At 74.2% G+C, this 23,522-nt stretch carries 21 protein-coding genes; 15 read left to right on the top strand and 6 right to left on the bottom strand.

What is annotated here, in order from left to right; translation table 11 throughout:
- Window positions 1–5: 5 nt before the first annotated feature.
- A complete protein-coding gene (locus KDY119_RS15520; protein WP_051136304.1) occupies window positions 6–770 on the bottom strand; it encodes a glycerophosphodiester phosphodiesterase in 765 nt (254 codons plus the stop codon).
- 96 nt (window positions 771–866) lie between these two features.
- Here KDY119_RS15520 and wecB point away from each other — a divergent pair, with 96 nt between their 5' ends.
- Together wecB and KDY119_RS15510 are read left to right on the top strand one after the other, a co-directional pair.
- Window positions 867–2,255 (top strand): non-hydrolyzing UDP-N-acetylglucosamine 2-epimerase, encoded by a 1,389-nt coding sequence (gene wecB / locus KDY119_RS15515; RefSeq protein ID WP_051136303.1) that lies wholly within the window; start codon window positions 867–869, stop codon window positions 2,253–2,255.
- Window positions 2,252–3,679: a glycosyltransferase gene (locus KDY119_RS15510; RefSeq protein ID WP_051136302.1), complete on the top strand. Its 1,428-nt coding sequence runs from the start codon at window positions 2,252–2,254 to the stop codon at window positions 3,677–3,679. The genes wecB and KDY119_RS15510 overlap by 4 nt, the downstream gene beginning before the upstream one ends.
- Window positions 3,680–3,685: 6 nt before the next feature.
- Here the strand turns inward: KDY119_RS15510 and KDY119_RS15505 are convergent, their stop codons facing one another.
- The gene (locus tag KDY119_RS15505; RefSeq protein WP_036947456.1) at window positions 3,686–4,330 is read right to left on the bottom strand and encodes a dihydrofolate reductase family protein; all 645 of its coding nucleotides are present in this window, start codon (window positions 4,328–4,330) and stop codon (window positions 3,686–3,688) included.
- A 101-nt stretch (window positions 4,331–4,431) separates the two neighbouring features.
- Here KDY119_RS15505 and KDY119_RS15500 point away from each other — a divergent pair, with 101 nt between their 5' ends.
- A complete protein-coding gene (locus tag KDY119_RS15500) occupies window positions 4,432–5,331 on the top strand; it encodes an alpha/beta fold hydrolase (RefSeq protein WP_153022516.1) in 900 nt (299 codons plus the stop codon).
- On the opposite strand, the gene KDY119_RS15495 is transcribed toward KDY119_RS15500, so the two are convergent.
- Entirely contained in the window at window positions 5,301–6,068 is a 768-nt protein-coding gene (locus KDY119_RS15495; RefSeq protein WP_036947455.1) for a glycosyltransferase, read from the bottom strand. The genes KDY119_RS15500 and KDY119_RS15495 overlap by 31 nt on opposite strands.
- 155 nt (window positions 6,069–6,223) lie before the next feature.
- Entirely contained in the window at window positions 6,224–7,597 is a 1,374-nt protein-coding gene (locus tag KDY119_RS15490) for an amidohydrolase family protein (protein WP_153022515.1), read from the bottom strand.
- Between the two features lie 62 nt (window positions 7,598–7,659).
- Here KDY119_RS15490 and KDY119_RS15485 point away from each other — a divergent pair, with 62 nt between their 5' ends.
- Window positions 7,660–9,108: an amidohydrolase family protein gene (locus KDY119_RS15485; RefSeq protein WP_153022514.1), complete on the top strand. Its 1,449-nt coding sequence runs from the start codon at window positions 7,660–7,662 to the stop codon at window positions 9,106–9,108.
- A 22-nt stretch (window positions 9,109–9,130) separates the two neighbouring features.
- Here the strand turns inward: KDY119_RS15485 and KDY119_RS15480 are convergent, their stop codons facing one another.
- Together KDY119_RS15480 and KDY119_RS15475 are read right to left on the bottom strand one after the other, a co-directional pair.
- A complete protein-coding gene (locus KDY119_RS15480; RefSeq protein ID WP_036947454.1) occupies window positions 9,131–10,141 on the bottom strand; it encodes a PDR/VanB family oxidoreductase in 1,011 nt (336 codons plus the stop codon).
- On the bottom strand, window positions 10,138–10,791 hold the full coding sequence (locus KDY119_RS15475; RefSeq protein ID WP_051136301.1) for a helix-turn-helix domain-containing protein: 654 nt from the start codon (window positions 10,789–10,791) through the stop codon (window positions 10,138–10,140). Before KDY119_RS15475 ends, KDY119_RS15480 begins: the two co-directional genes overlap by 4 nt.
- 186 nt (window positions 10,792–10,977) lie before the next feature.
- Between KDY119_RS15475 and KDY119_RS15470 the strand changes: the two genes are divergently transcribed.
- The 11 genes from KDY119_RS15470 (at window position 10,978) to KDY119_RS19300 (ending at window position 23,096) form a co-directional block, all read left to right on the top strand.
- Window positions 10,978–12,258: an amidohydrolase family protein gene (locus tag KDY119_RS15470; RefSeq protein WP_194174460.1), complete on the top strand. Its 1,281-nt coding sequence runs from the start codon at window positions 10,978–10,980 to the stop codon at window positions 12,256–12,258.
- 46 nt (window positions 12,259–12,304) lie between these two features.
- A complete protein-coding gene (locus KDY119_RS15465) occupies window positions 12,305–13,087 on the top strand; it encodes an ABC transporter ATP-binding protein (protein WP_036947453.1) in 783 nt (260 codons plus the stop codon).
- Window positions 13,087–13,947, top strand: coding sequence for an ABC transporter permease (locus tag KDY119_RS15460; RefSeq protein ID WP_153022512.1), 861 nt, complete (start codon window positions 13,087–13,089; stop codon window positions 13,945–13,947). The genes KDY119_RS15465 and KDY119_RS15460 overlap by 1 nt, the downstream gene beginning before the upstream one ends.
- A gap of 100 nt (window positions 13,948–14,047) precedes the next feature.
- Window positions 14,048–15,229: a substrate-binding domain-containing protein gene (locus KDY119_RS15455; RefSeq protein ID WP_036947452.1), complete on the top strand. Its 1,182-nt coding sequence runs from the start codon at window positions 14,048–14,050 to the stop codon at window positions 15,227–15,229.
- A gap of 93 nt (window positions 15,230–15,322) precedes the next feature.
- The gene (locus KDY119_RS15450) at window positions 15,323–16,687 is read left to right on the top strand and encodes an FAD-binding oxidoreductase (protein WP_036947451.1); all 1,365 of its coding nucleotides are present in this window, start codon (window positions 15,323–15,325) and stop codon (window positions 16,685–16,687) included.
- Window positions 16,684–17,472 carry a creatininase family protein gene (locus KDY119_RS15445; protein WP_036947450.1) on the top strand — a complete coding sequence of 263 codons (789 nt, stop codon included), beginning with the start codon at window positions 16,684–16,686 and terminating at the stop codon, window positions 17,470–17,472. Before KDY119_RS15450 ends, KDY119_RS15445 begins: the two co-directional genes overlap by 4 nt.
- Window positions 17,469–18,080, top strand: a complete 612-nt coding sequence (locus KDY119_RS15440; RefSeq protein ID WP_085997977.1) for a pyridoxine/pyridoxamine 5'-phosphate oxidase — start codon at window positions 17,469–17,471, stop codon at window positions 18,078–18,080. Before KDY119_RS15445 ends, KDY119_RS15440 begins: the two co-directional genes overlap by 4 nt.
- Window positions 18,053–19,441 (top strand): allantoinase AllB, encoded by a 1,389-nt coding sequence (gene allB, locus KDY119_RS15435; RefSeq protein ID WP_227994377.1) that lies wholly within the window; start codon window positions 18,053–18,055, stop codon window positions 19,439–19,441. The genes KDY119_RS15440 and allB overlap by 28 nt, the downstream gene beginning before the upstream one ends.
- A gap of 40 nt (window positions 19,442–19,481) precedes the next feature.
- A complete protein-coding gene (gene pucL, locus KDY119_RS15430; protein ID WP_036947449.1) occupies window positions 19,482–20,342 on the top strand; it encodes a factor-independent urate hydroxylase in 861 nt (286 codons plus the stop codon).
- Window positions 20,339–20,914, top strand: coding sequence for a nucleoside deaminase (locus tag KDY119_RS15425; protein ID WP_153022511.1), 576 nt, complete (start codon window positions 20,339–20,341; stop codon window positions 20,912–20,914). The genes pucL and KDY119_RS15425 overlap by 4 nt, the downstream gene beginning before the upstream one ends.
- Before the next feature lie 346 nt (window positions 20,915–21,260).
- Window positions 21,261–23,096 carry an HNH endonuclease signature motif containing protein gene (locus KDY119_RS19300; RefSeq protein WP_153022510.1) on the top strand — a complete coding sequence of 612 codons (1,836 nt, stop codon included), beginning with the start codon at window positions 21,261–21,263 and terminating at the stop codon, window positions 23,094–23,096.
- Window positions 23,097–23,522 lie beyond the last annotated feature (426 nt).

Raw genomic sequence — 23,522 nt, 5'->3', positions numbered from 1 at the left:
CGCCGCTACGCGGGATCGAGGCCGCCGGCGGCTCCCGGAGGGAGCGACCGCCCGTCCAGCCAGCCGCGCAGACGGTCGGGCTGGTTGGTGATGACGCCCTCGACGCCCGCGGTCATGACCGCGGTCCAGGCGACCGGGTCGTCGAGCGTCCACGGGTACACCTCGAGGCCGGCGTCGTGGAGCTCGCGCACCCGCGACAGCCGTTCGCGCAGCAGCCGCTTGGCCGGGTTGCAGGCCGTCACCCCCAGATGCCGGCAGGCGCGGACGACGTCGGGCGTCCACAGCTCCACCAGGAGCGCGCGGGGCAGGTCCGGGGCGGCGTCGCGCAGCGCGGCGACCGTGCGCCGCCGGAAGCTCTGGAAGACGGCGCGCGAGCCCAGCCCCGCGGACTGGACGGCGTCGACGACCCGGCGTGCGTCGTCGGGCCGCCACAGGCCCTTGAGCTCGACGAACACCCCGACGGAGCGGTGGCGCGCGACCAGGTCCAGCACCTCGCCGAGCTCGGGGACACGCTGACCGGCGAACGCGGGGGAGAAGCGGGCGCCCGCGTCGAGCTCGCGCAGCTCGGCGAGCGTGAGGTCCTTCACCCGCCCGGAGCCGTCCGTCGTGCGGGCGACGTCACGGTCGTGGATGACGACGAGCGCACCGTCCCGCGTGCGCCGCACGTCGAGCTCGACGGCGTCCGCGTCCACGCGGCAGGCGGCCTCGAACGCGGCGAGCGTGTTCTGGGGGGCGACGGACGAGTTGCCTCGGTGGGCGACGACGCGCATGGCTCCACCCTGCCGGGTCGTGCCCGCGTGGGCGAACTCGGCGCGCGGCGGGCGTCCCGACGAGAAGGTTCGCCCGGATAGCGAGAACCTCGAAGTGTGGAGACTCAGTTCGGAAGACAGCATCGGATCCCGCGTGCCGTCGAGGAGCCCGACGTCGACGTGCCGCTGCTCGTGGTGGCCGGCACCCGGCCCGAGGCGATCAAGCTCCTCCCACTGGTCGCGGCGCTGCGGCAGCATCCCAGGATCGCGCCCGTCGTCGTCGCGACGGGTCAGCACCCCACCCTCGTCGAGGACGTGCTCGGCCTGGCGGGCCTGACCGTCGACCGGAACCTCCGTGTGGGGCATCCGGGCGTCACGCTCAACGAGCTCTTCGCGGGCGTGCTGCGCGGGCTCGAGTCCTACGTCCACGACCGCTTCGGGGAGTCCACGCCGGACGTCAACGACCGCCCGATCGACGCCTACCCCGCCGCGTGCGTCGTGCACGGCGACACGACGAGCGCCGCCGCGGCCGCGCTCGCCGCGTTCCACCTGCGCATCCCCGTCGTCCACGTCGAGGCCGGTCTCCGGACACGGTCGACCCTGTCGCCGTTCCCCGAGGAGCTCAACCGGCAGCTCATCGCCCGGATCGCGACGTTCCACCTCGCGCCGACCGAGCTCAACGCCCAGAACCTCGTCCGGGAGGGGGTGGACATCCGGCGGATCTTCGTCACCGGCAACACGGGCATCGACGCGCTGCGCTGGGCCGCCGAGCGGCGGGCCCCCTACGGTCCCGACGGCCTCGCGGACCTCGAGCACGACGAGTTCACGCGCGTCGTCACCGTCACGGCGCACCGCCGGGAGAACTGGGGCGACGGCCTGCACGGCATCGCGACGGGTGTGCGCCGGCTCGCCGGGCGGTATCCGGACGTGCGTTTCGTGCTCCCCGTGCACCCCAACCCGGCCGTCGCGGCCTCGCTGCACGACGTGCTCGACGGCTCGGCCAACGTCTCGCTCGTCCCGCCCATGGAGTACCTCGGGTTCGCGCGTATGCTCGCGCGCTCCACGCTGGTGATCACCGACTCGGGCGGCATCCAGGAGGAGGCGCCGGCCCTGGGGGTCCCCGTGCTCGTGACCCGCACGAGCACCGAGCGAGGCGAAGGGATCGAGGCCGGGACCCTCGAGCTGGTCGGGACCGACCCCGACCGGATCGAGACCGCCGCCGCACGGCTCCTCGACGATCCCGACCGGCACGCCAAGGTGGCGGCACGCACCAACCCCTACGGGGACGGGCACGCCGTCGACCGGATCGTCGAGTCCTTCGACAACGTGCTCCTCGACGCGCCGCGCCCGCAGCCGTTCGGTCCCGGCTACTCGCGCGCGGTCGTCCTCGACGCCGCCGGGTACCGCCGCGTCCCGTCGCTCGTCGTCGCCCACCACCCGACGCCCGAGGCGCCCGCCACCCCCGACCAGAGCGAGCCGCTCATCGAGGACGTGATCGTCCGGTGACCCCCGCCGCCGTCCCGTCGGGCTGGTGGGACCCGTACTGGGGTCTCGTGGCCTGGGCGCAGGACCTGCTCTGGGTGCTGCTCGTCGTCGCGCTGCTCGCGCTCGTCGTCCTCGGCGTCGTGGTGAGCGTGGGTCTCGGGGAGCCGCGCCGCCAGGCCCGGGGCGCAGCCCAGGGCCCCGAGGTGACCGGCGCCCGCGAGAGCGACTACCTGTGGGTGTTCGTCGTGCCCGCGCTCAACGAGGAGGTCACCGTCGCCGACAGCGTCGCGCGCCTCGCAGCCGTCCGCGCCACCCACCGCGTGATCCTCGTCGTCGACGACGGGTCGGACGATGCGACCCCCGAGATCCTGGCGGGACTCGACGTCCCCGGGCTGCGGGTGCTGCGCCGCGAGCCGCCCCGCGCGCGCTGCGGCAAGGCTGCGGCGCTCGACGACGCCTGGGACCACGTCGGACGGGTGCTCCTCGAGGACCCCGAGTACAGGGCGTGGTCCCGGGACGACGTGATCGTGTGCGTCGTCGACGCCGACGGCCGGCTCGCTCCCGACGCTCCCGTCGTGATCGCTCCCCAGTTCGCCGACCCGCGCACCGGCGGGGTGCAGGTCCTCGTGCGCATCTACAACCGGGCGCGCTACCTGACCTGGGCCCAGGACGTCGAGTTCGCCGTCTCCGCGTTCGTCTACCAGCTCGGCCGGTCACGCTGGGGCACGGCGAACATGGGGGGCAACGGGCAGGCCAACCGTCTCTCCGCGCTGGACGACGTGGTGACCGACGACGCCGTGCCCGACGGCGTCACCCGGGGCCCGTGGCGCGACCGGCTGACCGAGGACCAGGACATCGGGGTACGGATGGTCCAGGCCGGCTGGCGCAACCGCCAGACCGTCGACACCGTCGTCGAGCAGCAGGGCGTCACGAACCTCCGCCGCCTCTACCGTCAGCGGACCCGGTGGGCCCAGGGTGCCTGGCAGGCCCTCGGGCTCCTGGGCGGCGTCGGGCGGGCGGACGTCCCCGCCGTCGCGAAGGTCGACGCGGCCCTGTACCTCCTGACGCCGGCCCTGCAGCTCGCCATGGGCGCCGGCCTCGTCGCAGCCGTGTGCTTCGCCGTGTTCCTCGACGTCTCGTTCTTCAGCGTCTGGTGGCCGACCGTGGTGTTCTTCGTGGCGATCGCCGTGGTGCCGACCTTCGTGGCGCTGCTGCTGTCCGCACGTCGGCGGCGGACCGGGCCGCTGAGCGCCGTCGTGGGGCTGGTCCCGTACGTCGTGTACTCGTGGCTGATCTACCCTGCGATCGCGAACGCCCTCCTGCGCCAGCTCCGGGGCGCCCGCGGGTGGGCCAAGACGGCACGGGAGCCGCTGCACGCCAACCTGCCGGACGACGTCGACCCGACCGTGCCGGCCCCAGGAGGCCGCGCGGCCCGCGGCGGGTGAGGGCGCTCAGCCGTCGACCGACCGGTACACCGGCCGCCCGGCCGGGCGGTACGTCGTCACGACGATCCCGCTGCCCGTCCGCCGCACGTCACCGAGCGTGAAGGCGGCGCTCGCGGACCCCGTCGGGAACAGCCGCTCCCCGTGGCCCAGGACCACGGGGAAGGTCAGGACCCGGAGCTCGTCGAGCAGGCCCTGCGCCACGAGCCAGCCCACGAGGGTCGGGCTGCCGTGCACCTGCAGCTCGTCCCCGACCGACGACGGCGGAGCCTCCTTGAGCCGTTCGACGGCGGAGTGCACGTCCGCGCCCTCGCGACCCACGACCTCGGTGCCCGCCCATGCGGGGTCGGTGAGCGTCGTCGAGACGACGTGCTTGGGCAGGTCGGCGAGGCGCTGCGCGACGACGTCCGGGGCGCCGTCGACCTCGCGCGGCGCGGTCGGCCAGTACGCCGCGAAGATGTCGTAGGTCCGGCGGCCCAGCAGGAACGCCGCTGCGCGCCCGAAGACCGCGGTCACGACCTCGTTCATGCCCTCGTCCGCGTACGGGGCGAGCCAGCCCCCGCGGTCGAACCCGCCGCTGCGGTCCTCGTCGGGCCCGCCGGGTCCCTGCACGACGCCGTCGAGGGTCTGGAACATCGTCGCCGTGAGCCTCATAGCGCCCCAGCCTCGCCGGTGGGGGCGCCGGGCGCCAGCATCTGCAGGTCACGGGTCGGTCACGACCCCGGAGGCCGAGCTCTCCGCTACGTTGAGAAGCGGTGAGCGAGCGCACGGGCATCGACTGGGCGGCACCCGTCGCGGGTGCGCGCTACCACGGCGTGCGCGTCCCGAGCGGGACGCTGGCCGCCGTGACGCTCCCCGCCGACCCCGACGCCGCGCGGAACGGGGTCGGGGGCCGGGTCGTCCTGCTGCCCGGCCTCACCGGGTCGAAGGAGGACTTCGCGCTCGTCATGCCGCTCCTCGCGCACGCCGGGTTCGACAGCGAGTCCGTCGACCTCGCGGGGCAGTACGAGTCCGCGGGCGCGGGGCCGCGCGGGGTCGCCGCCGCGGGGACCAGCCCGTCGCCGTCGTACGACTACCCGCTCTACCTCGCGGACGTGACCGCGCTGCTCGAGGCGGGGGAGCCCGCGCACGTCGTCGGGTACTCGTTCGCGGGGATCGTCGCGCAGCTCGTCGCCGTCACGCGGCCGGAGCTCGTGCGCAGCCTCACGCTCCTCTCCACCCCGCCCGGGTACGGCAACGGGTTCCGGGGAGTCTCGTGGATCGGCTGGGCGTCGGGGACGTTCGGGCCGCGCGTCGCGGCGACCCTCATGCTCTGGGGTGTCCGGAACAACCTCAACCGGGTCGACGCCGACCGGCTCGCGTTCGTCCGCGCACGGCTCGGCGCGACCCGACGGGACAGCGTGGACGACACCATCGCCCTCATGATGGCGATCCCCGACGTGCGGGACGCCGTCGCGGCGCTGCCGGTGCCCAAGCTGGTCGCGGTCGGCCGGCACGACCTGTGGCCCGTGCGGCGGCACGCGCGCTTCGCCGCGAGCATCGGCGCCGAGCTCGGCGTCTACGGCGCCGGGCACAGTCCCAACGAGACGGCGCCCGCCGCCCTCACGGCCGACCTCGTCCGGCTCTACCGGGCTGCGCCGTCGTCGGCCGAGTGACGACGACGCCACGCGCGCCGCTCCGCGCGGTGCCGGAACGGGCGTGACTCCGGCCAGCACACGCGCACCGTCGTGACGACCCAGCGCAGGCGCCGGCCCAGCGCCGACCACGAGTCGAACGGCCGCGCCGACACGCCGACGACCCACGCGTCGTCGTGCACCACCCGCATCCACGGGCGCACCTGGAAGCTGAGGTCGAGGTCGTCGTGGATGTCGGCGCGGTCGCGGTGGACGAGCGTCCGCACCTCGCGCCACGCCTCCTGACGCATCGCCATCGACGACCCGAACAGCGGTGCGTGGCCCAGGTACGGACCGACGAACGTGTACAGCCCCCCGAGGTAGGCGTGGTCGCCCAGCCAGTTCACGACGTGCCGAGGGCCGTAGAAGCAACCCCGGCCCGTCAGGAAGTCGGGGGAGTCGGGGCCGGCGAAGCGGTCGGCCAGGCGCTCGACCCAGTCCCGCGCCGGCACCGAGTCCGCGTCGAGCCGGGCGATCACGTCCTCCGTCGTCGCGTCGTACCCGGCCGCCGACGCCGGCCAGATCCCGTGCGCGCGCTCCGTCACGACGGTCGCCCCGTGGGCCCGGGCGACGTCGGCGGTGTCGTCCGAGGAGTCGTCGTCGACGACGACGACGCGGTCCGGGCGGCGCGTCCCGGCAGCCAGGGCGGCCAGGCAGCGGCGCAGCAGGACGGCGTCGTCGCGGCTCGGCACGACCACGACGATCGAGGGGACGCTCACGACTCGCGAGCCTACGTGCTGGCGGCCGGGGCGCCGGCGAACCAGCCGGTGAACCGGTCGACGAAGTATGCGGGACCAGGGGTTTCACTCTTGCCGCGAGAGTGGGCTATGGTGTGCAGCGGTGACGCGGTATCCCCCCTGCACCGCGTCACCACCTAAGCTTCCGAAGCCCCGGCCCGCTGCGAGCGGCCGGGGCTTCGTCGTACCTGGGCGGTCGAGGCCCGGACGCGGGGCGTGCGTCCCAGGCGGGTCCGGACGTTCGCGACGATCTCGCGCTCGTCCGCGTCGACCAGCGCGTAGTCCCGCACCACCACGCGCCCGCCGACCACGACGTGCCGGGGCCGCCGGCCGGGCGCCGCCCAGAGCAGTCCCGCGACGGGGTCGGCCACGCCCGCGTCGGCCACCCCCGACACGTCCCAGACGCACAGGTCGCCCGCGGTACCCGGCCCGAGCGTCGCCAGCTCCGACCGGCCCAGGCCCGCCGCCGAGCCCGCCGTCGCCATGCCCAGCACGGTGCGCGCCGGGAGCTGCGGCCCGACGAGCGCGGAGACCTGCATCGCGAGGCGCGCGTCGGCCAGGAGGTGGCCCGCGTCGTTGCTGCCGCCGCCGCTCGTGCCGAGGCCGACCGTCAGGCCGGCGTCGAGCATCCGGGCGACCGGGGCGACGCCCCAGCCCATCGGGACGTCGCACCCCGGCGCGTGGGTGGCCGTGACCCCGGCGGCCGCGAGGCGCGCGATCTCGTCGTCCGTCACGTCGCACAGGTGGGCGACCGTGACGTCCGGGGCGAGCCAGCCCCACGCCTCGAGCAGGTCCACCGGGCGGCGCCCGTAGCGCTCGAGGGCGATGGCCGTGTCGACCTGCTCGTTCGCCTGGGTGCGGCGGCGCAGCCCGTGCTCCGCCGCGACGGCGCCGAGCTCACTGAACGTCGCCTCGTCGTCCGAGTGGACGCCCGCCGGCCCGACGGCGAGCTGCAGCATCCCGTCGTCGCTCACCCCAGCCCTGGCCGCGCCGTCCGGGAGCAGCGCCCGCACGATCGCGTCGGCCGACCGGGCGGCCCGCGCGGCGTCCTCGCGGGCCGAGCCGCGCACCAGGACCAGGCGTGCCCCGACCGTGCGCACCGCGGCGGCGGTCGCCCGGGCCAGGTCGACCGTCCGCTCCGCGTCGACGTCGTGCGGCCAGTTGAGGTGGTGGTCCGCGACGGTCGTGACGCCGCTGAGCAGCGACTCCGCAGCGCCGACGGCCGCGGCCGCGCCGTACAGCTCCGGGTCGTGCCCGGCGCCGTCGTACGCGGCCGCCATGGTCGGGAGCCACTGCGCCATCGGGACGCCACGGGTGCCCGGCAGGGTGCGGAACGCGCTCTGGAGCAGGTGGTGGTGGGCGTTGACGAGCCCGGGCGTGACCACGCACCCGGACGCGTCGAGCGAGGTGACGTCGGGGGCGCCGTCGTCGACGACCAGGGGGCCGTCCGTGCCGGGACGCTCGGTCGCGGCGTCCACCAGGACGCGCTCCGCGGAGGTGACGTGCAGCATGCGGGCCGTTCTACCAGCCGCGTGTCACGTGCCTGTAACGCGGCATGCGTAGCGTCCCCGCCATGACGGACGACACGACGCCCCCGACCCCTCCGGCTGCCGCGACCGCGACCGACCCCGTGACCCTCGTCCGGGGCCGCTGGGTGCTGACCGCTGCACCCGACGGGGCGGCGACGCCGGCGTGGGTCCGCGACGGGGCCGTCCTCCTCCGCGGGGACCGCGTGGCGGAGGTCGGCACCTGGGCCGAGCTGTCCGCCCGGTACCCGGCCGCCACCGTGCGCGGCGGCGAGCACGACATCGTGACGCCCGGCTTCGTCAACACGCACGGCCACTTCAGCGAGGGTCTGATCACCGGCATCGGCTCGCAGTACACGCTCTGGGAGTGGCTGCACGCGCTCATCGACCACGTCAACCCCGTGATGCACGACGGCGCCGCACACGCGGGCACGACGCTCCAGGCGATCCAGCTCCTGCGCAGCGGCGTCACCACGGCCAACGACATGTTCTGCTCGGACCCGGGCGCTCGCGGCCCGGTCACGCCCGGCGTCGTGCGCGCCCTCGACGAGGTCGGCCTGCGCGGGGTCGTGTCGTTCGGGTCCGGCGACGCCGACCGCGACTTCGGCTTCGACGCCATCGCGGGCGAGTGGGACGCGCTGCGCGAGGCGGCCGACGCCAGCCGGCTCTCGACGTTCCGGGTGGGGATCTCCGTCGTCGGCCGGCAGACGCCCGAGGCGCTCGAGCGGTCCGTCGCCTACGCGGCGGACCACGGCGCAGGCGTGCACATCCACCTGCAGGAGGTACGCGAGGAGGTCACGGCGACGTTCCAGCGGACCGGGCGCAGCCCCGTCGCGCACTGTGCCCACGAGGGGCTGTTCGCGGTCCCGACGATCGCGGCGCACTGCGTCTGGGTGGACCGGCGCGACCGCGAGCTGCTCGCCGAGCACCGGGTCGGGGTCGCGCACAACCCGGTCGCGAACATGATCCTCGCCAGCGGCATCGCGCCCGTCGCCGAGCTGCGTGCGCTCGGCGTCGACGTCGGCATCGGCGTGGACGGGCCGGCGTCGAACGATGCCCAGGACTACCTCCAGGCCATGAAGGCCGCGGCCCTGCTCGCCCGCACGCGCGACCTCCAGGCGACCGCGATGACGGCCCGCGAGGCGTTCGAGCTGGCGACGATCGGCGGCGCGCGCGCCCTGCGCATGGACGCGGAGATCGGGTCGCTCGAACCGGGGAAGAAGGCGGACCTCGTCGTCCTCGACGGGGAGTCGCCGACGCTCGCGAACGTGCATGACCCCTACCAGGCCGTCGTGTTCGTCGCGGGCTCGCGCGAGGTCGAGGAGGTCTGGGTCGACGGCGAGCCGAGCGTGCTCGGCGGGGACGTCGTCCGCGTCGACGTGGCCGAGGCGGTCGCCGCTGCCCGGCCGGTCGCCGAGCGGCTGGTCGCGGAGGCCGGCCTCGGCCGGCTCTCGGCCCTGACCGGTGGGCCGCTCGACGCGGCCGAGCGCGTCTGAGGCGACCGGTCCCCGGCGACCGTCAGAGCTCGAGGACGAGGCGGGGGCAGCCCGCGGCCGCCCGCGAGACGCACAGCATCATCGTGCGGTTCTCGGCCTGCTCGTCGGGGGTCAGGACCGAGTCGCGGTGGTCGGCCTCGCCCGAGACGATCGGCGTCTCGCACGTGCCGCACGTCCCCTCGCGGCACGACGACAGCACGAGCACCCCGGCGTCCTCGACGCACTCGAGGATCGTGCGGTCCGCGGGGACGGCGACGGTGGTCCCCGAGAGCTCGAGCTCGACCTCGAACGCCACGTCGGCGTCCGGGTCCGCCGCGGCGTCCTTGGGCTCGAACCGCTCCAGGTGGAGCGAGCCGCGGGGCCACGCGCGCACCGCGTCCTCGACACCGGCCATGAGCCGCGCCGGCCCGCAGCAGTAGACCTGCGCGCCGGCCGGGAATGCGGCCGGATCCCCGAGCAGGGCGTCGAGGTCCGCCCGGCCGCCCTCGTCCGCGACGTGCAGGACCACGCGACCCGGGTGCTTGGCCGCCAGCTCGTCCGCGAAGGCCATGCGCGCCCGGCTCGCGCCGGCGTAGTGCAGCACCCAGTCCGTGCCCGCGGCCTCGGCCGCCGCGATCATGGGCAGGAGCGGCGTGATCCCGATCCCGCCGGCCACGAGGACGGCCGGCGAGCCCGCGTCGAAGACGAAGTGGTTGCGCGGGCCCCGCGCGGTCAGCTCGTGGCCGACGGCGAGGGTGTCGTGCACCCAGGCCGAGCCCCCGCGCCCCGCGGGCTCGCGCAGCACCGCGACGGTCCAGGTCCGCGCGTCGGGCGCGCCGCACAGCGAGTACTGGCGTTCGAGCACGCCGCCCTCGGCGTGACCGCCTCCGCCGTGGGCGCCCGGCAGGGTCAGGTCCACGTGGGCCCCGGGCTCGGGCGCGGGCAGCGGGGAGCCGTCCACGGACGCGAGCGTCAGGGCGACGACGTCGTCCGCGAGGCTCTCCTTGGCGACGACGACGACGCGGCGCGTGGTGTCGGGTGCGGTCGGGTTCACGGCTGGCTCCTGTCGCGTCGGCGGCCGGTCGGTGGGTCGGGGAGCTGCGGCTTCTGCTTGACGACGACCAGCCGGAACTGTGTGCCGTCGGCGGAGCGCCAGCGGTGCGGTGTGCCACCCCGGTAGTAGGCGGAGTCGCCGGGCCCGAGCCGGGCCGTTCCGTCGTCGCCGAGGTCGAGCAGCACGTCACCCTCGATGACGTAGAGGAACTCGTCCTCGTCGTGGAGGTAGTAGTCGCCCGGGTCGGTGTTGGCCCCGACCCACTCGAGCGGCTCGAACGCGCGGGCACCGCGTACCAGGAGCCGGGCCTCGCCCTGCGAGAACGGGCCGCGCGCGCCCTCCGACGAACGCAGCACTTGCGGGCGCGGGTCGTCGGGGTCGCGCTGCTCCGGGTCGCCGGCGGCGAGGAGCTCGACCTGGCTCGTGCCGAGCGCCCGGGCGATCCGTTCGAGCGAGACCATGCTCGGCCGCGCGTGCCCGCGCTCGAGCTGGCTGAGGAACGGATGCGACAGACCGGTCCGCTCGGCGACCTGGATGAGGGTCAGCCCGTGCGCGCGGCGCAGGGCGCGGATCCGCGCTCCGACTCGCTGCGCTTGCTCGTCGACGACCCGTTCCAGGGTGGGGACGGCCGGGGAGGCGATGGGGCTCATGCCTGGACCGTAACCGTCCCGTCTCCGTGCGAGCGGAGCCGTCGATCACTCTTTACACGCGCGGCACGACGCGTTACGCGGCGGAAACGAGCGCTCCGTAGCGTCCTCGATGTTGATCCCATCAACATCCATCGGTCGTCACGAGGGTGTGTCGTCCAGCCGTCACCGACCCTCGGGAGGACCGTCGTGAGCGCACAGCCACCCCGCCCCGTCTCGCTGCTCCGCGGTGTCACGCTGGCCGACGGCCACGCCGCCGACGTGGTCGTCGAGGGCGAGGTCGTCACGCAGGTGCTGCCCGCCGGCAGCGGTGTCGCCGCAGGGGCCGGGGACGTCCTGGACCTCGACGGCTACGTCCTGCTCGCCGCCCCGGCCGAGCCGCACGCCCACCTCGACAAGGCGCGCAGCTTCGAGCTCGCCGCGCCGCCCCTCGGGGACCTCGGCTCGGCGATCGAGGCGTGGCGCGCGTACGCGGAGACCATGACCGTCGAGTCGATCGCCGCGCGGGCCCGGGCGCAGGTGCTCCAGATGCTCGCGTCCGGCACGACGGCGATCCGCAGCCACGTCGACGTCCTCAGCGGCGACGGCACCGCGACCGTCGAGCAGGCGACCCGCGGCGCGCGGGCCCTCGTCGCGGTGCGCGAGGAGCTCGGCTCGCTCGTCGACCTGGAGCTGGTCGCGCTCGCCGGGCCCCACTGCCCCGACGAGCACGTCGAGGCGGTGCTCGACCTCGGGATCGACGTCGTCGGAGGGGCGCCGCACCTCGCGGACGACCCGCTCGCCGACCTCGACCGCCTCCTCGCGATCGCCGGCCGGCGTGGCCTGCCCGTCGACCTGCACACCGACGAGAGCCTCGACGGTCCCGTCACGCTCGACGCGTACGCGCTGGCCGTGCGGGACTGGCCCCGCGACCGGCAGTACTCCGCGGGACACTGCGTCCGCCTCGGCACGCTCGCGCCGGACGAGCGCGACCGCGTCGTCGCCGAGGTCGCGGCGTCGGACCTGGGCGTCATCACCCTGCCCATCACGAACCTGTACCTGCAGGGCTGGGACGCGCCCGTCGGCACCCCCCGCGGCCTCACGGCGATCCGCGCGCTCCTCGACGCCGGGGTGCGGGTGGCCGCCGGCGCCGACAACGTCCGTGACCCCTTCAACCCGGTCGGGCGCGGCGACGCCCTCGAGACCGCGTCGCTGCTCGTCACCGCCGGCCACCTGTCGCCCGCCGAGGCCTACGGGCTCGTGTCCGACGGCGCACGGAGCGTCCTCGGGCTGCCCCCCGCCGGACCGCGGCCCGGCGCCCGGGCGGACCTGCTCGCCGTCCGGGGCGAGAGCCTCGCCGACGCCGTCGCGACCGCCTCCGCCGACCGCGTCGTCGTCCACCGGGGGAGCGTCGTCGCCCGCTCGACCCTCACCACGACGCTCGCCGCACCGGCCGGCGTCCCCGCACCCGACCCGGTCCCCGTGGGCTGAGCCGCACCACCGCGCACCCCCGCCCGAGCACGAGGAAGAGGTACCCGTGTCCACCGCCACAGCCCCCGTCACCACAACGGTGACCAGCACGCTGCTCGACTTCCACGACGTCGAGATGACGTTCCCCGACGGCACCGTCGCGCTGCGCGGCGTCCACCTCACGGTCGACCGGGGCGAGTTCGTCTCCGTCGTCGGGCCCTCGGGCTGCGGCAAGTCGACCCTCCTGCGGATCGCGTCCGGGCTCGAGCACGCGTCCGACGGCACCGCCCAGGTCGACGCGTCCCGCATCGGCTACGTCTTCCAGGACGCCACGCTCCTGCCGTGGCGGTCCGTGCGGGACAACGTCGAGCTGCTCGCCGAGCTGGGCGGCCGGTCCAAGGAGGAACGGCGCGCCAAGGCGGACCGCGCGATCGAGCTCGTCGGGCTCACCGGCTTCGAGAAGCACCTGCCGAAGCAGCTCTCCGGCGGCATGCGCATGCGGACGTCCCTCGCGCGCTCGCTCACGCTCGACCCCGAGCTGTTCCTCTTCGACGAGCCGTTCGGCGCGCTCGACGAGATCACCCGCGAGCGCCTCAACGACGAGCTCCTGAGGCTGTTCGTCGAGCAGCGCTTCGCGGGCCTGTTCATCACGCACTCGGTCTCGGAGGCGGTCTACCTGTCCACGAAGGTCGTCGTCATGTCGGGGCGCCCCGGGACGGTGGTCCGCAGTTTCGACGTGCCGTTCCCTATGACCCGCGACATGCCCCGCGACCCCGACATCCGCTTCACGCCCGAGTTCGCCGAGCTCGTGGGAGAGGTCTCCCGCGCCCTCCGGGAAGGACACCGCTGATGGTCACCCTGCAGGAAGTCACCGAGCGCCGAGCGGCCAGGGCGACCAGCATCGCCGTCCGGCGGACGAAGAAGCGCGCCCGCGCCCAGTGGTGGCAGCCCGTCGTCGTCCTCGCCCTCCTCGTCGGGGTGTGGTGGCTCGTCGCCACCTACTACGACAAGTCCAAGGGCCTCGCGTTCCTCGTGCCCTACCCGCACCTCGTGCTCCAGGCGCTGGTGCACGACACGACGCAGGCCACGTTCAACCAGGAGCTGTGGCAGGCGCTCGGACGTTCCACGACCGTCGCCCTCACAGGCCTCGCGATCGCCATCGTCATCGGCGTCGCGTGGGCCGTGGTCATGTCGCAGGCCAAGTGGCTCGAGCGCTCGCTGTACCCGTACGCGGTCGTGCTGCAGTGCGTCCCGATCCTCGCGCTCGTCCCGCTCATCGGTGCGCTGTTCGGGTACGGCTTCCCGTCCCGCGTGATCGTGACCGTGATGATCGCGCTCTTCCCGATGGTGTCGAACACGCTCTTCGGGCTGCAGTCCACGGACAAGGGGCAGCGCGAGCTGTTCCAGCTCCAGGGCGCCGGGCGCGGGACGCGGCTCGCCAAGCTGCAGCTCCCCGCGGCGATGCCGTCGATCTTCGTGGGGCTGCGCACGTCGGCCGGCCTGTCGGTGATCGGCGCGATCGTCGGCGACCAGTTCTTCCAGCGCGGCAACCCCGGCCTGGGTGTGCTTATCCAGGTCACGGCGTCGCGGCTCATGGGCCCCGAGCTCTACGCCACGATCATCGTCGCCTCGCTGCTCGGCGTCGCCGTGTTCCTCCTCTTCGGTCTCCTCGGCCGCCTCGCCGTGGGCCGTTGGTACGACTTCAGCTGAGCGTCCCGCTCCGCTGACCGCCCGGCGCCGCGCCGCGGACGCCGCGATCCCCCTCCACCCGCCCACCCCTGTCTTTCCCGACCCCTGAAACGGAGCACCCATGCGCACCAGAACCCGCATCGCCGTCGCCTCGTCCGTGACGGTCGCCGTCGTCGCTCTGGCCGGCTGCAGCGGCGGCACGAGCGGCACGTCCGCCGGCGCGACATCGTCCGCGGCCGCCACCGGGCCCGCAGTCGACCTGTCGAGCGTGTGCCCGGCGACCGTCGTCGTGCAGACCGACTGGAACCCCGAGGCCGACCACGCGCACCTGTACCAGATGCTCGGCCCGAACCCGTCGATCGACACCGAGAAGAAGTCCGTCACGGGGGACCTGTACGCCAACGGCAAGCCGACGGGCGTCAAGCTCGAGATCCGTGCGGGCGGACCCGCGATCGGCTACTCGACGGTCAGCGCCCAGATGTACCAGGACAAGAGCATCACGATGGGCTACGTCTCCACGGACGAGGCGATCGAGTTCTCCGGCAGCCTCCCGACGACGGCGGTGTTCGCCGAGAACGACAAGTCCCCCATGGTCGTCATGTGGGACCCGAAGACGTACCCCGACGTCAAGACGATCGCCGACCTCGGCAAGGCGCTCGACAAGGACGGCGGCGTGGTCCGCTACTTCAACGGCGCGGCCTACATGACCTACCTGACGGAGAGCGGGATCCTCCCCAAGGCCACGACCGACGGCAGCTACGACGGCACGCCCGCGAAGTTCGTCACCGCGAAGGGCAAGGACGGGCAGCAGGGCTTCGCGACCGCCGAGCCGTACGTCTACGAGCACGAGGTCGGCGCATGGGCCAAGCCGGTCCAGTACCAGCTCATCGCCGACACGGGCTGGTCCCCGTACCCGGAGACGATGTCCGTGCGCAACGCGGACCTCACCAAGCTCAGCCCCTGCCTCGAAAAGCTCGTCCCCGTCATGCAGCAGGCGGACGTCGACTACTTCAAGGACCCGACGCCCACCAACGACCTCATCGTCAAGCTCGTCAACGCCTACAACAACGGCTGGACGTACGACGCCGAGGTCGGGGCCTTCGCGGCCAAGCAGATGCGCTCGCTGAACATCGCCACCAACGGCGACAACGACTACGTCGGTGACATGAGCGCGAGCCGGATCCAGGACCTCATGAAGGTCGCGGAGCCGATCTTCAGCAAGAGCGGCGGCCACGTGAAGTCCGGGCTCAAGGCCGACGACCTGTTCACCAACAAGTTCCTCGACACCTCGATCGGCTTCTAGCCGGCCGCGCCGGGGCGCGGGCCACTCCTCCCGAGACCCGCGCCCCGGCACCCCTCGCACCCCGCCCCGCTCCGCCCCCGAAGGAGACCCCCCATGACCGCATCACCCGAGGCCGTCGCCGCCCTGCGCGCCGAGCTCGTCGCCGTTCTGGGCGACCGCGGCGTCAGCGACGACGAGCGCACCCGCGCGAGGGCGTCCGTCGACGAGGCGACCATGAGCCCCATCCTGAGCGAACAGCTCCCGCTCGGGCTGGCCGACCTCGTCGCCTACCCGACGAACGCCGAGCAGATCGCCCAGGTGCTCGCCGCAGCCGCCGCGCACGACGTCCCCGTCACCACGCGCGGCAAGGGCACCGGGAACTACGGGCAGGGGATCCCGCTGCAGGGCGGGCTCGTCCTCGACACGTCGCGCGCCCGCGCGGTCGTCGAGGTCGGCGACGGCTGGGTCACCGCCGAGGCGGGCGCGCCGATGGTCGCGCTCGAGCAGGCCGCGAACGCGGCGGGACAGCAGCTGTGGATGTACCCGTCGACGGCGCAGTCCACCCTGGGCGGGTTCCTCTCCGGCGGGTCCGGCGGGACGGGGTCGATCACGCACGGCTCCAACTGGGAGGGCTTCGTGACGGCGCTCGACGTCGCGCTCCCCGGCGAGAGCACCCTGCGGCACGTCGAGGGCGAGGAGGCGCAGACCTTCGTCCACACCTACGGGACCGCGGGCGTGATCGCCCGCGCCACCGTCCGGCTCGAGCCGCTGCAGGACTGGCGGGCCGTCTACGCGAGCTTTGACGACTTCGGGGGCGCGCTCGCGGCGGTCCGCTCGCTGCGTGAGCTCGACCCGGCGCCGCGGCTCGTCAGCGCCGACCTGCCCTTCGTCGCCGACCGCCTTCCCGCGGACCCGGCGATCGTCAAGGGGAAGGCGTCGCTCCGCGCGATCCTCGACGCCACCGTCCTCGACCGGGCGGAGGAGCTCGTCACCGCCGCCGGCGGCGCGATCACCGACGTCCGCGAGGGAGCCCAGCAGACCCTCAAGGTCTCGATGCTGTCCTACAACCACCCCATCTGGTGGCTCAAGAAGAACGAGCCCGACACCGTGTACTTCCACGTCGAGGTCGGGGGCGAGGCGCTCATCGACGCGATCGACGACGTCCACGCCGTCTACCCCGGCGGCATGCTCCACATCGAGGCCGCGCACCGGTTCCCGATCGGGATGCTCACCGCGCCCTACACCGGGGCCGACGACGTCTACGCCGGGTACCCGAAGCTCCAGGAGCTCGGGGTCCGGGTCCACAGCCCGCACCAGTACTACGTCGACCACGGCGTCGAGGAGCTGCTCGCGCTCAAGGCGACGACCGACCCGGGGGGCCTGCTCAACCCGGGCAAGCTCGGGACCCCCGAGGGCGTCGTCGTCGGGGACGCCACGGCGTCCGCGCAGCCCGCCGCGATCCCCGGGTTCGGCAAGTGAGCGGCACCCGTCGGCTCGTCGAGCTCCCGGGCCCGACGCTCGCCGGCCGCTTCACGAAGGACACGATCGTCGTGCAGCCCACCGGCGCGATCGAGCACCACGGGCCCCACCTGCCGCTGCAGACCGACTACCTGCTCGCCGACGAGATCGGCAACGCCGCGGTCGACGCGGCCGCCGCGGGCGGGCTCGACGTGTGGGCCCTCCCGACCATCGCGTACACGAAGTCCGACGAGCACAGCTGGGCGCCCGGCACCGTCTGGCTGGACGCCACGACGATGTTCGACACCGTCGTCCAGGTCGGTCGGTCGGTCGCCGAGATGGGGGCCGGCACCCTCGTCTTCGCGAACGGGCACGGCGGGAACGTCGCGCTCCTGCAGGTCGCGCTCCGTGAGATCCGGCGCCTCTACGGGCTGCGGACCTTCCTCATGCCGACGCTGACCCGCACCGACCCGCCGCACGGCGAAGGCCTCGACGAGCGCGGGCTCGGCATCCACGGCGGGACCGCCGAGACGTCGATCATCATGCACCTGCGCCCCCACCTCGTGGACCTGTCCGTCGCCGACCGCTGGGTGCCCGAGCACCTCGCCGACCTCGAGCACATCGGCTTCAACGGGAAACCCGTGAGCTTCGGGTGGCTCTCCGACGACTTCGGGACGCCCGGCGTCGTCGGCGACCCCACCCAGGCGACCGCCGAGTACGGGAAGCTCCTGTGGGACGAGTCCGTCGCCCAGGCGACCGCCGCGCTCCGGGAGATCGCGACGTTCGACCCTGCGGGTCGCGCATGACGGGGCTGCCGTACCCCCCGAGCGTCCCGCCGGACGAGCCGTTCGGGCTGCTGGCGGACTGGCTCCCCGCGCCCGGCAGCGGCGAGACCCCCGTCATGACGCTGTCGACGACGGGCGTGGACGGGTACCCGGACGCACGGACCGTCCTCCTGTCCCTGTTCGACGGCGCACGCGTGCACTTCCACACCGACTCGCGCTCGCGCAAGGTCGTCGAGCTCGGGGTCGCGCCACGGGCGACCGTCACCCTGCTGCAGCCCGAGGTGGCCCGCCAGGTCGTCGTCACGGGCGACGTGGCGCCCGCGACACCCGCGGAGGCGCTCGCGGCCTTCCGGAACCGGAGCCGATACCTGCAGCTGCTCGCGTGGCTGAACGACGTCGGGACCGCGCAGCTCGGCCCGGCCGAGCGCCGCGCCCGCTGGGCGGCGTTCGACGCCGCGCACCCGGGACCGCTCGACCCGCCGCCGACGTGGCGTGGGTTCACGGTCACGCCGGTGCGCGTCGTGCTGTGGGAGGGCGACGAGCAGGGTCCCAGCACCCGGCTCGCCTACGAGCTCGAGCGTGGACGGAAGGGGCGGGGGAGATGGACGTGGGAACGATGGGCGGGCTGACGGGAGGCCACGGCGGCAGGCCGGACCTCGTGCTCCGTGGCCGTGCCGTGCTGCCCGAGGGCGAACGCCCCGCGGCCGTCGCCGTCACGGGCGGGACGATCGTCGCCGTCGGGCCCGCCGACGCGCGGTTCGACGCGGTCGAGGACCGCACGCTCTGCCCGGACGAGGTGCTGATCCCGGGGCTCGTCGACACGCACGTGCACGTCAACGAGCCCGGGCGCACCGAGTGGGAAGGCTTCGCGACGGCGACGGCCGCGGCCGCGGCCGGGGGCGTCACGACGATCGTCGACATGCCCTTGAACTCGATCCCGCCGACCGTGTCGCCCGAGGCGCTGGACGTGAAGCGGGCCGCCGCGGCAGGTGCCGCAGCCGTCGACGTCGGGTTCTGGGGCGGGGCGATCCCGTCCAGCCTCGGGAGCCTGCGGGCCCTGCACGACGCCGGGGTGTTCGGCTTCAAGTGCTTCCTCGCGCCCAGCGGCGTCGACGAGTTCCCCCACCTCGACCGGACGCAGCTCGACGCCGCCCTCGACGAGCTCGCGGAGTTCGACGGGCTCCTCATCGTGCACGCCGAGGACCCCGACGAGCTCCCGCACGGGTACGGCGGCGGGCGCGGCTACGCGGGCTACCTCGCGTCCCGGCCCGACGGGGCCGAGGTGGCGGCCGTCGAGCACGTCGTCGAGGGCGTGCGCCGCACCGGCGGCCGGGCCCACGTCCTGCACGTGTCGAGCGCCGAGGTGCTGCCCGTCCTGCGGGCCGCGAAGGCCGACGGGCTGCGCGTCACGGCCGAGACGTGCCCCCACTACCTGACGTTCACCGACACCGACGTGCCCGACGGCGCCACCCGGTTCAAGTGCGCCCCGCCCATCCGGGGCTCCCGCAACCAGGACCTCCTCTGGGAGGCGCTCGACGACGGCACGATCGACCTCGTCGTCACCGACCACTCGCCGTCGACCGTCGAGCTCAAGACCGCGGGCGGCGGCGACTTCGCCGCCGCCTGGGGCGGGATCGCCGGGCTCCAGCTCGGGCTCGCGGCCGTGTGGACCCAGGCGGAGCGGCGCGGGGTCCCCCTCGCGAGCGTCGTCGGCTGGATGGCCTCGGCGACCGCCGGGCTGGTCGGCCTCGACGACCGCGGCGCGATCGTCCCCGGCCGTCGTGCCGACCTCGCCGTGCTCGCACCCGACGCCGAGCTCGTCGTCGACGCGACCCGGCTCGAGCACCGCAACCCCGTCACCGCGTACGACGGCGCCCAGCTGCGCGGCGTCGTACGGGAGACGTGGCTCGCGGGCGCGCCGGCACGCCCGGGGGTCGGCCGCGGCGCACTGCTCGACCGCCCGACCCACGTCGCGCTCACCGCCACGTGACCAGCCCCCACGGCCACCCCGTCCCCCCGAGGAGGAACCCATGACCTACACCCTCACGAGCCACCAGTACGGCAAGGCGGAGAACCACATCGTCCGGATCTACCGCGACAGCCCGCGGCACGAGATCCGCGACCTCACCGTCACGACCGCCATGCGCGGCGCGTTCGAGGACGCGTACCTCACCGGCGACCAGTCGAAGGTGCTGCCCACCGACACCCAGAAGAACACCGCGTTCGTGTACGCCAAGCAGCACGGCGGCGGGACGGTCGAGGACTACGGCGTCGCGCTCGCGAAGCACTTCGTCGACGACGTCGAGCCCATCCACGGCGCGCGCGTCGACGTCGTCGTGGACGACTGGGAGCGGGTCGTCGTCGACGGCGAGGAGCACGACCACACCTGGGTGCGCCGGGGCCCGGAGAACCGGACGGTCACGGTGACGGTCGACGGGAAGGGCGAGGAGCAGACCGTCCACGTCGGCGGTGGCATCCGCAACCTCGTCATCCTCAAGTCGACCGGCAGCGAGTTCCACGACTTCCTCACCGACGGCTTCACCACGCTCGAGGAGACCAAGGACCGGATCCTTGCGACCGCCATCGACGCGACGTGGGGGTTCGCCGCCACCCCACCCGACTGGGACGTCGCCTACGCGGCCGTCCGGGCTGCCGTCGTCGGGACCTTCGCGACCCTCCACTCGCTCGCGCTGCAGCAGACGCTGTGGCACATCGGCGGCGCCGTGCTCGACGCCGTGCCCGAGATCGAGTCGATCTCGCTCGTCGCGCCCAACAAGCACCACTTCCTGTACGACTTCTCGCGGTACGACACCGACCAGGAGAACGCCGGCGAGGTGTTCCACGCCGACGACCGCCCCTACGGGCTGATCGAAGCGACGGTGACCCGATGACCGCGGTACACGTGCCGCCGTCGGCTCCTGCTGGTGGGCCTGCTGGTGGGCTGGATGGTGGGCCCGCCGGTGGGCTGGCCGGTGGGCCCGCCGCCTGGCCCGCCGACGACGCAGCCTGGCTCGCCCGCAGCGTCGAGCTCGCCGTCGCGAACGTCGCGGCCGGGGGCGGGCCGTTCGGGGCGGTCGTCGTGCAGGCCGGGAGGCTCGTCGCCGAGGGCGCGAACAGCGTCACGCGCGACAACGACCCCACGGCGCACGCGGAGGTCAACGCCGTGCGGGCCGCCGGGCGGGCGCTCGGGACGTTCGACCTCGGCGGGACCACCCTCTACAGCTCGTGCGAACCGTGCCCGCTGTGCCTGTCCGCGGCCCTGTGGGCGCGGATCGACCGGGTCGTGTTCGCCGCCGACCGGACCGACGCCGCCCGCGCCGGCTTCGACGACGACGAGTTCTATGCGCGACTCGCGACCGACCGCGACTCGTGGGAGCTGCCGCGCGTCGCCGAGCAGCGGATCGCGACCGCGACCCTGCCCTTCGAACGGTGGTCGGTGCACGCGTCGCGGGTCGAGTACTGACATTCGGCGTACGCCGTGCGTCGGGTGTCGGGCGCCGTGCGTCGGGCGCCGACGCCGCCCGTCGACGCTTCCCGTCGGCTGGTGGGTGGTGGCCGGCCGGTGAACCACCGCGGGCGGGGTGCGATGCGGTGACGTGACGACAGGTTGCCGGCCGGCGGAGAGGGAGCCGACGGCTACTGCGGTCTCGCATGCGGACCCCGGGCTCGCAGGCGACGAGCCGGGCTCGCCGGCTGGGCTGCGAGGCGGCGCGGGTGCTGCCGCGCCAGGACCGAGCGTCACGGTCCGCGATCCACAGGCTTGCACGGGACCCTGGCGGCGGTCGCTCTCGTGCTCTAGAATCGAACACATGTTCGACTCGCGCGGTGTTCCCGAGGTGGCGACCCATCCCGTCGTCGCCTCGCTGCACGCGGCCGCGGTCGAACCGGCCGGCGAGCTTCGCTCGGCGGACCCCATCGCGGCACGAACCTCGTTCGTCGAGCTCGCGTTGGCGAGCGTCATGCTGAAGGCGCTTGAGGTGACCAACGCGGTGCACCACCATCATCCCGACGCCACCGACGCCACCGACGCCACCGACGCCACCGACGCCACCGACGCCACCGACGCCACCGACGCCACCGACGCTCGCGTGACGCGGTCGGCCCAGCAGGGCGGCCTCTCGTCGCGGGCCTCGGGCGGTTCGTCTGCCGACGAGGCCGTCCTGGACGTGGTGCGTCGGCTCGTGGGGGCGGACGTGTCGTCGATGTCGGACGACGCTCTCGTCGACGCGGTCGTGGCGTGGCAGCAGGTCGCGTCGTGGGCGGCGGCCGAGCAGGCCCGGGTGGTCGGCGAGCTCCTCGCGCGGGGCGGGTCCTCCTCGCAGGCCGCGGACGCCGTCGTGCACGAGCTGACGGCAGCGTTGGTGACCTCGCGGCGCACCGCGACGGCCCTGGTGGGCCGCGCGACGGGGCTCGGCCGGGCACCCGAGGTCGCCGACGCTCTGGCCGAGGGACGGATCGACGCCGCCCGCGCGGACGTCCTGGTCTGCTACGACGCGGTCCCGGCCGCGGTGCGCGAACGCGTCGCCGGTGAGCTGGTCGGCACCGCCGCCGCGCCCGGCCCGGCGACCGGGCTGACCCCGGCCCAGCTGCGTGACCGGCTCCGCCGGGCAGCGATCGAGGCCGACCCCGACGGCGCCGTCGAGCGTGCCGCAGCGGCCGCGGAACGCCGGCACGTGTGGATCGACCCCGCACCGGACCAGATGGCCTGGCTGACCGCGCTCCTGCCTGCCGCCGACGCCGCACGCGTGTGGGCGCGGCTCGACGCGGCGTCCCGAGAAAGGGTCCGGGCGGCCGGGGAGACGCGCACGGTGGCGCAGGTCCGTGCGGACACGCTCACCGACCTCGTCACCGAAGGCAGCGCACCGGCCGCAGGAGTGCGCACCGTCGTCAACGTCACGGTCGCGGCGAGCACGCTGCTCGGGCTGGACGAGTCCCCGGCCGACCTGGCCGGCTACGGGCCCGTCCCCGCTACGGTCGCCCGGGTGCTCGCGTCCGACGGCGACCCGACCTGGCGCCGGATCCTGACCGACCCCGTCACCGGTGCCGCGACCGACGTGTCGCGGACCGGTTACCGGCCCGGCGTCGTGCTGGGCGACCTGGTCCGCACCCGCGACACCACGTGCACCTTCCCCGGCTGCCAGGTCCCCGCCACCCGGTGCGACCTCGACCACGTCGACCCGTTCGACCCGAGACGGTCCACCCCCGGGCAGACCCGGGCCGACAACCTGCACCCCGTGTGCCGCGCCCACCACAACGCCAAGACCCACGGCGGATGGTCCACCCACCGCGACCCCGGCAGCGGCGCGATCACCTGGACCGCCCCCTCCGGGCACCGGTACACCGTCCCCGCCAGACCCACCGACCCGACCCTGCCGACCGCCCCGACCCTGCCGAGGGGACCCAGCAGCCACCAACCACCACTGGCCCGGACGTGGCGAGCGGCCCCGCCTGCCCCGGCTTCACCGACACCGACACCGAGAGCCCCGAGACGATCGCCACCGGGAGCACCGGGAGCACCCGGAGCACCGGGAGCACCGGCAGCACCGGCTGCATCGGATGCATCGTCAGCCGCAGCACCACCAGCGCGTTCCAGGCAGACCTGCCCCGGAGCGTCGGCACGCGACGACTGCGACCCGCCCTTCTGACGCGTCGTTCCTCGCCGCCGTCGGGCTCAACGTGCACGATCGGTCGTGCTTGCTGCTCGTCCTGCCTGCTCGTCCTGCCTGCTCGGCTTGGTTGGTTGTCTTGGTTGTCTTGGTTGGATTGGTGTCTAGCTGCGTGGGCGTACGTCTGTCCCCTCGTCGCCCCAAGTCGACCCTCGCGGCCGGAGACAGCTCCAGACGATTGATCAGACGGCGACAGATGGTTGACCGGGCCCACCGATCGTCGCGCTCGGGCTGAGCCGGGAGCCGGGAGCCGGGAGCCGGGAGCCGCGTGCCGAGCCGAGTGCTGAGCGCTGCGCACCGAGTAAGCAAGGGAGCTCTGGCACTGGTCTGCCCCGGATCGGCTTCGGTGCGTCGGTGCGTCGGTGCGTCGTGTTGTCGCGAGCTGCTGCCTCGGTGCGTCGCGTT

The sequence above is a fragment of the Luteimicrobium xylanilyticum genome (assembly GCF_009429125.1).
Classification (GTDB): Bacteria; Actinomycetota; Actinomycetes; order Actinomycetales; family Cellulomonadaceae; genus Luteimicrobium; species Luteimicrobium xylanilyticum.
The sequence above is the reverse complement of the archived record's forward strand: the minus strand, read 5'-3'. Positions and strand labels throughout refer to the sequence as shown.

Coding starts and splice junctions, on each gene's coding strand:
- KDY119_RS15490 (WP_153022515.1), bottom strand. CDS start 7,597: ATGCTGCACGTCACCTCCGCGGAGCGCGTCCTGGTGGACGCCGCGACC.
- KDY119_RS15440 (WP_085997977.1), top strand. CDS start 17,469: ATGACGGGGCTGCCGTACCCCCCGAGCGTCCCGCCGGACGAGCCGTTC.
- KDY119_RS15520 (WP_051136304.1), bottom strand. CDS start 770: ATGCGCGTCGTCGCCCACCGAGGCAACTCGTCCGTCGCCCCCCAGAAC.
- KDY119_RS15475 (WP_051136301.1), bottom strand. CDS start 10,791: ATGAGCCCCATCGCCTCCCCGGCCGTCCCCACCCTGGAACGGGTCGTC.
- KDY119_RS15485 (WP_153022514.1), top strand. CDS start 7,660: ATGACGGACGACACGACGCCCCCGACCCCTCCGGCTGCCGCGACCGCG.
- KDY119_RS15505 (WP_036947456.1), bottom strand. CDS start 4,330: ATGAGGCTCACGGCGACGATGTTCCAGACCCTCGACGGCGTCGTGCAG.
- allB (WP_227994377.1), top strand. CDS start 18,053: ATGGACGTGGGAACGATGGGCGGGCTGACGGGAGGCCACGGCGGCAGG.
- pucL (WP_036947449.1), top strand. CDS start 19,482: ATGACCTACACCCTCACGAGCCACCAGTACGGCAAGGCGGAGAACCAC.
- KDY119_RS15425 (WP_153022511.1), top strand. CDS start 20,339: ATGACCGCGGTACACGTGCCGCCGTCGGCTCCTGCTGGTGGGCCTGCT.
- KDY119_RS19300 (WP_153022510.1), top strand. CDS start 21,261: ATGTTCGACTCGCGCGGTGTTCCCGAGGTGGCGACCCATCCCGTCGTC.
- KDY119_RS15450 (WP_036947451.1), top strand. CDS start 15,323: ATGACCGCATCACCCGAGGCCGTCGCCGCCCTGCGCGCCGAGCTCGTC.
- KDY119_RS15455 (WP_036947452.1), top strand. CDS start 14,048: ATGCGCACCAGAACCCGCATCGCCGTCGCCTCGTCCGTGACGGTCGCC.
- KDY119_RS15460 (WP_153022512.1), top strand. CDS start 13,087: ATGGTCACCCTGCAGGAAGTCACCGAGCGCCGAGCGGCCAGGGCGACC.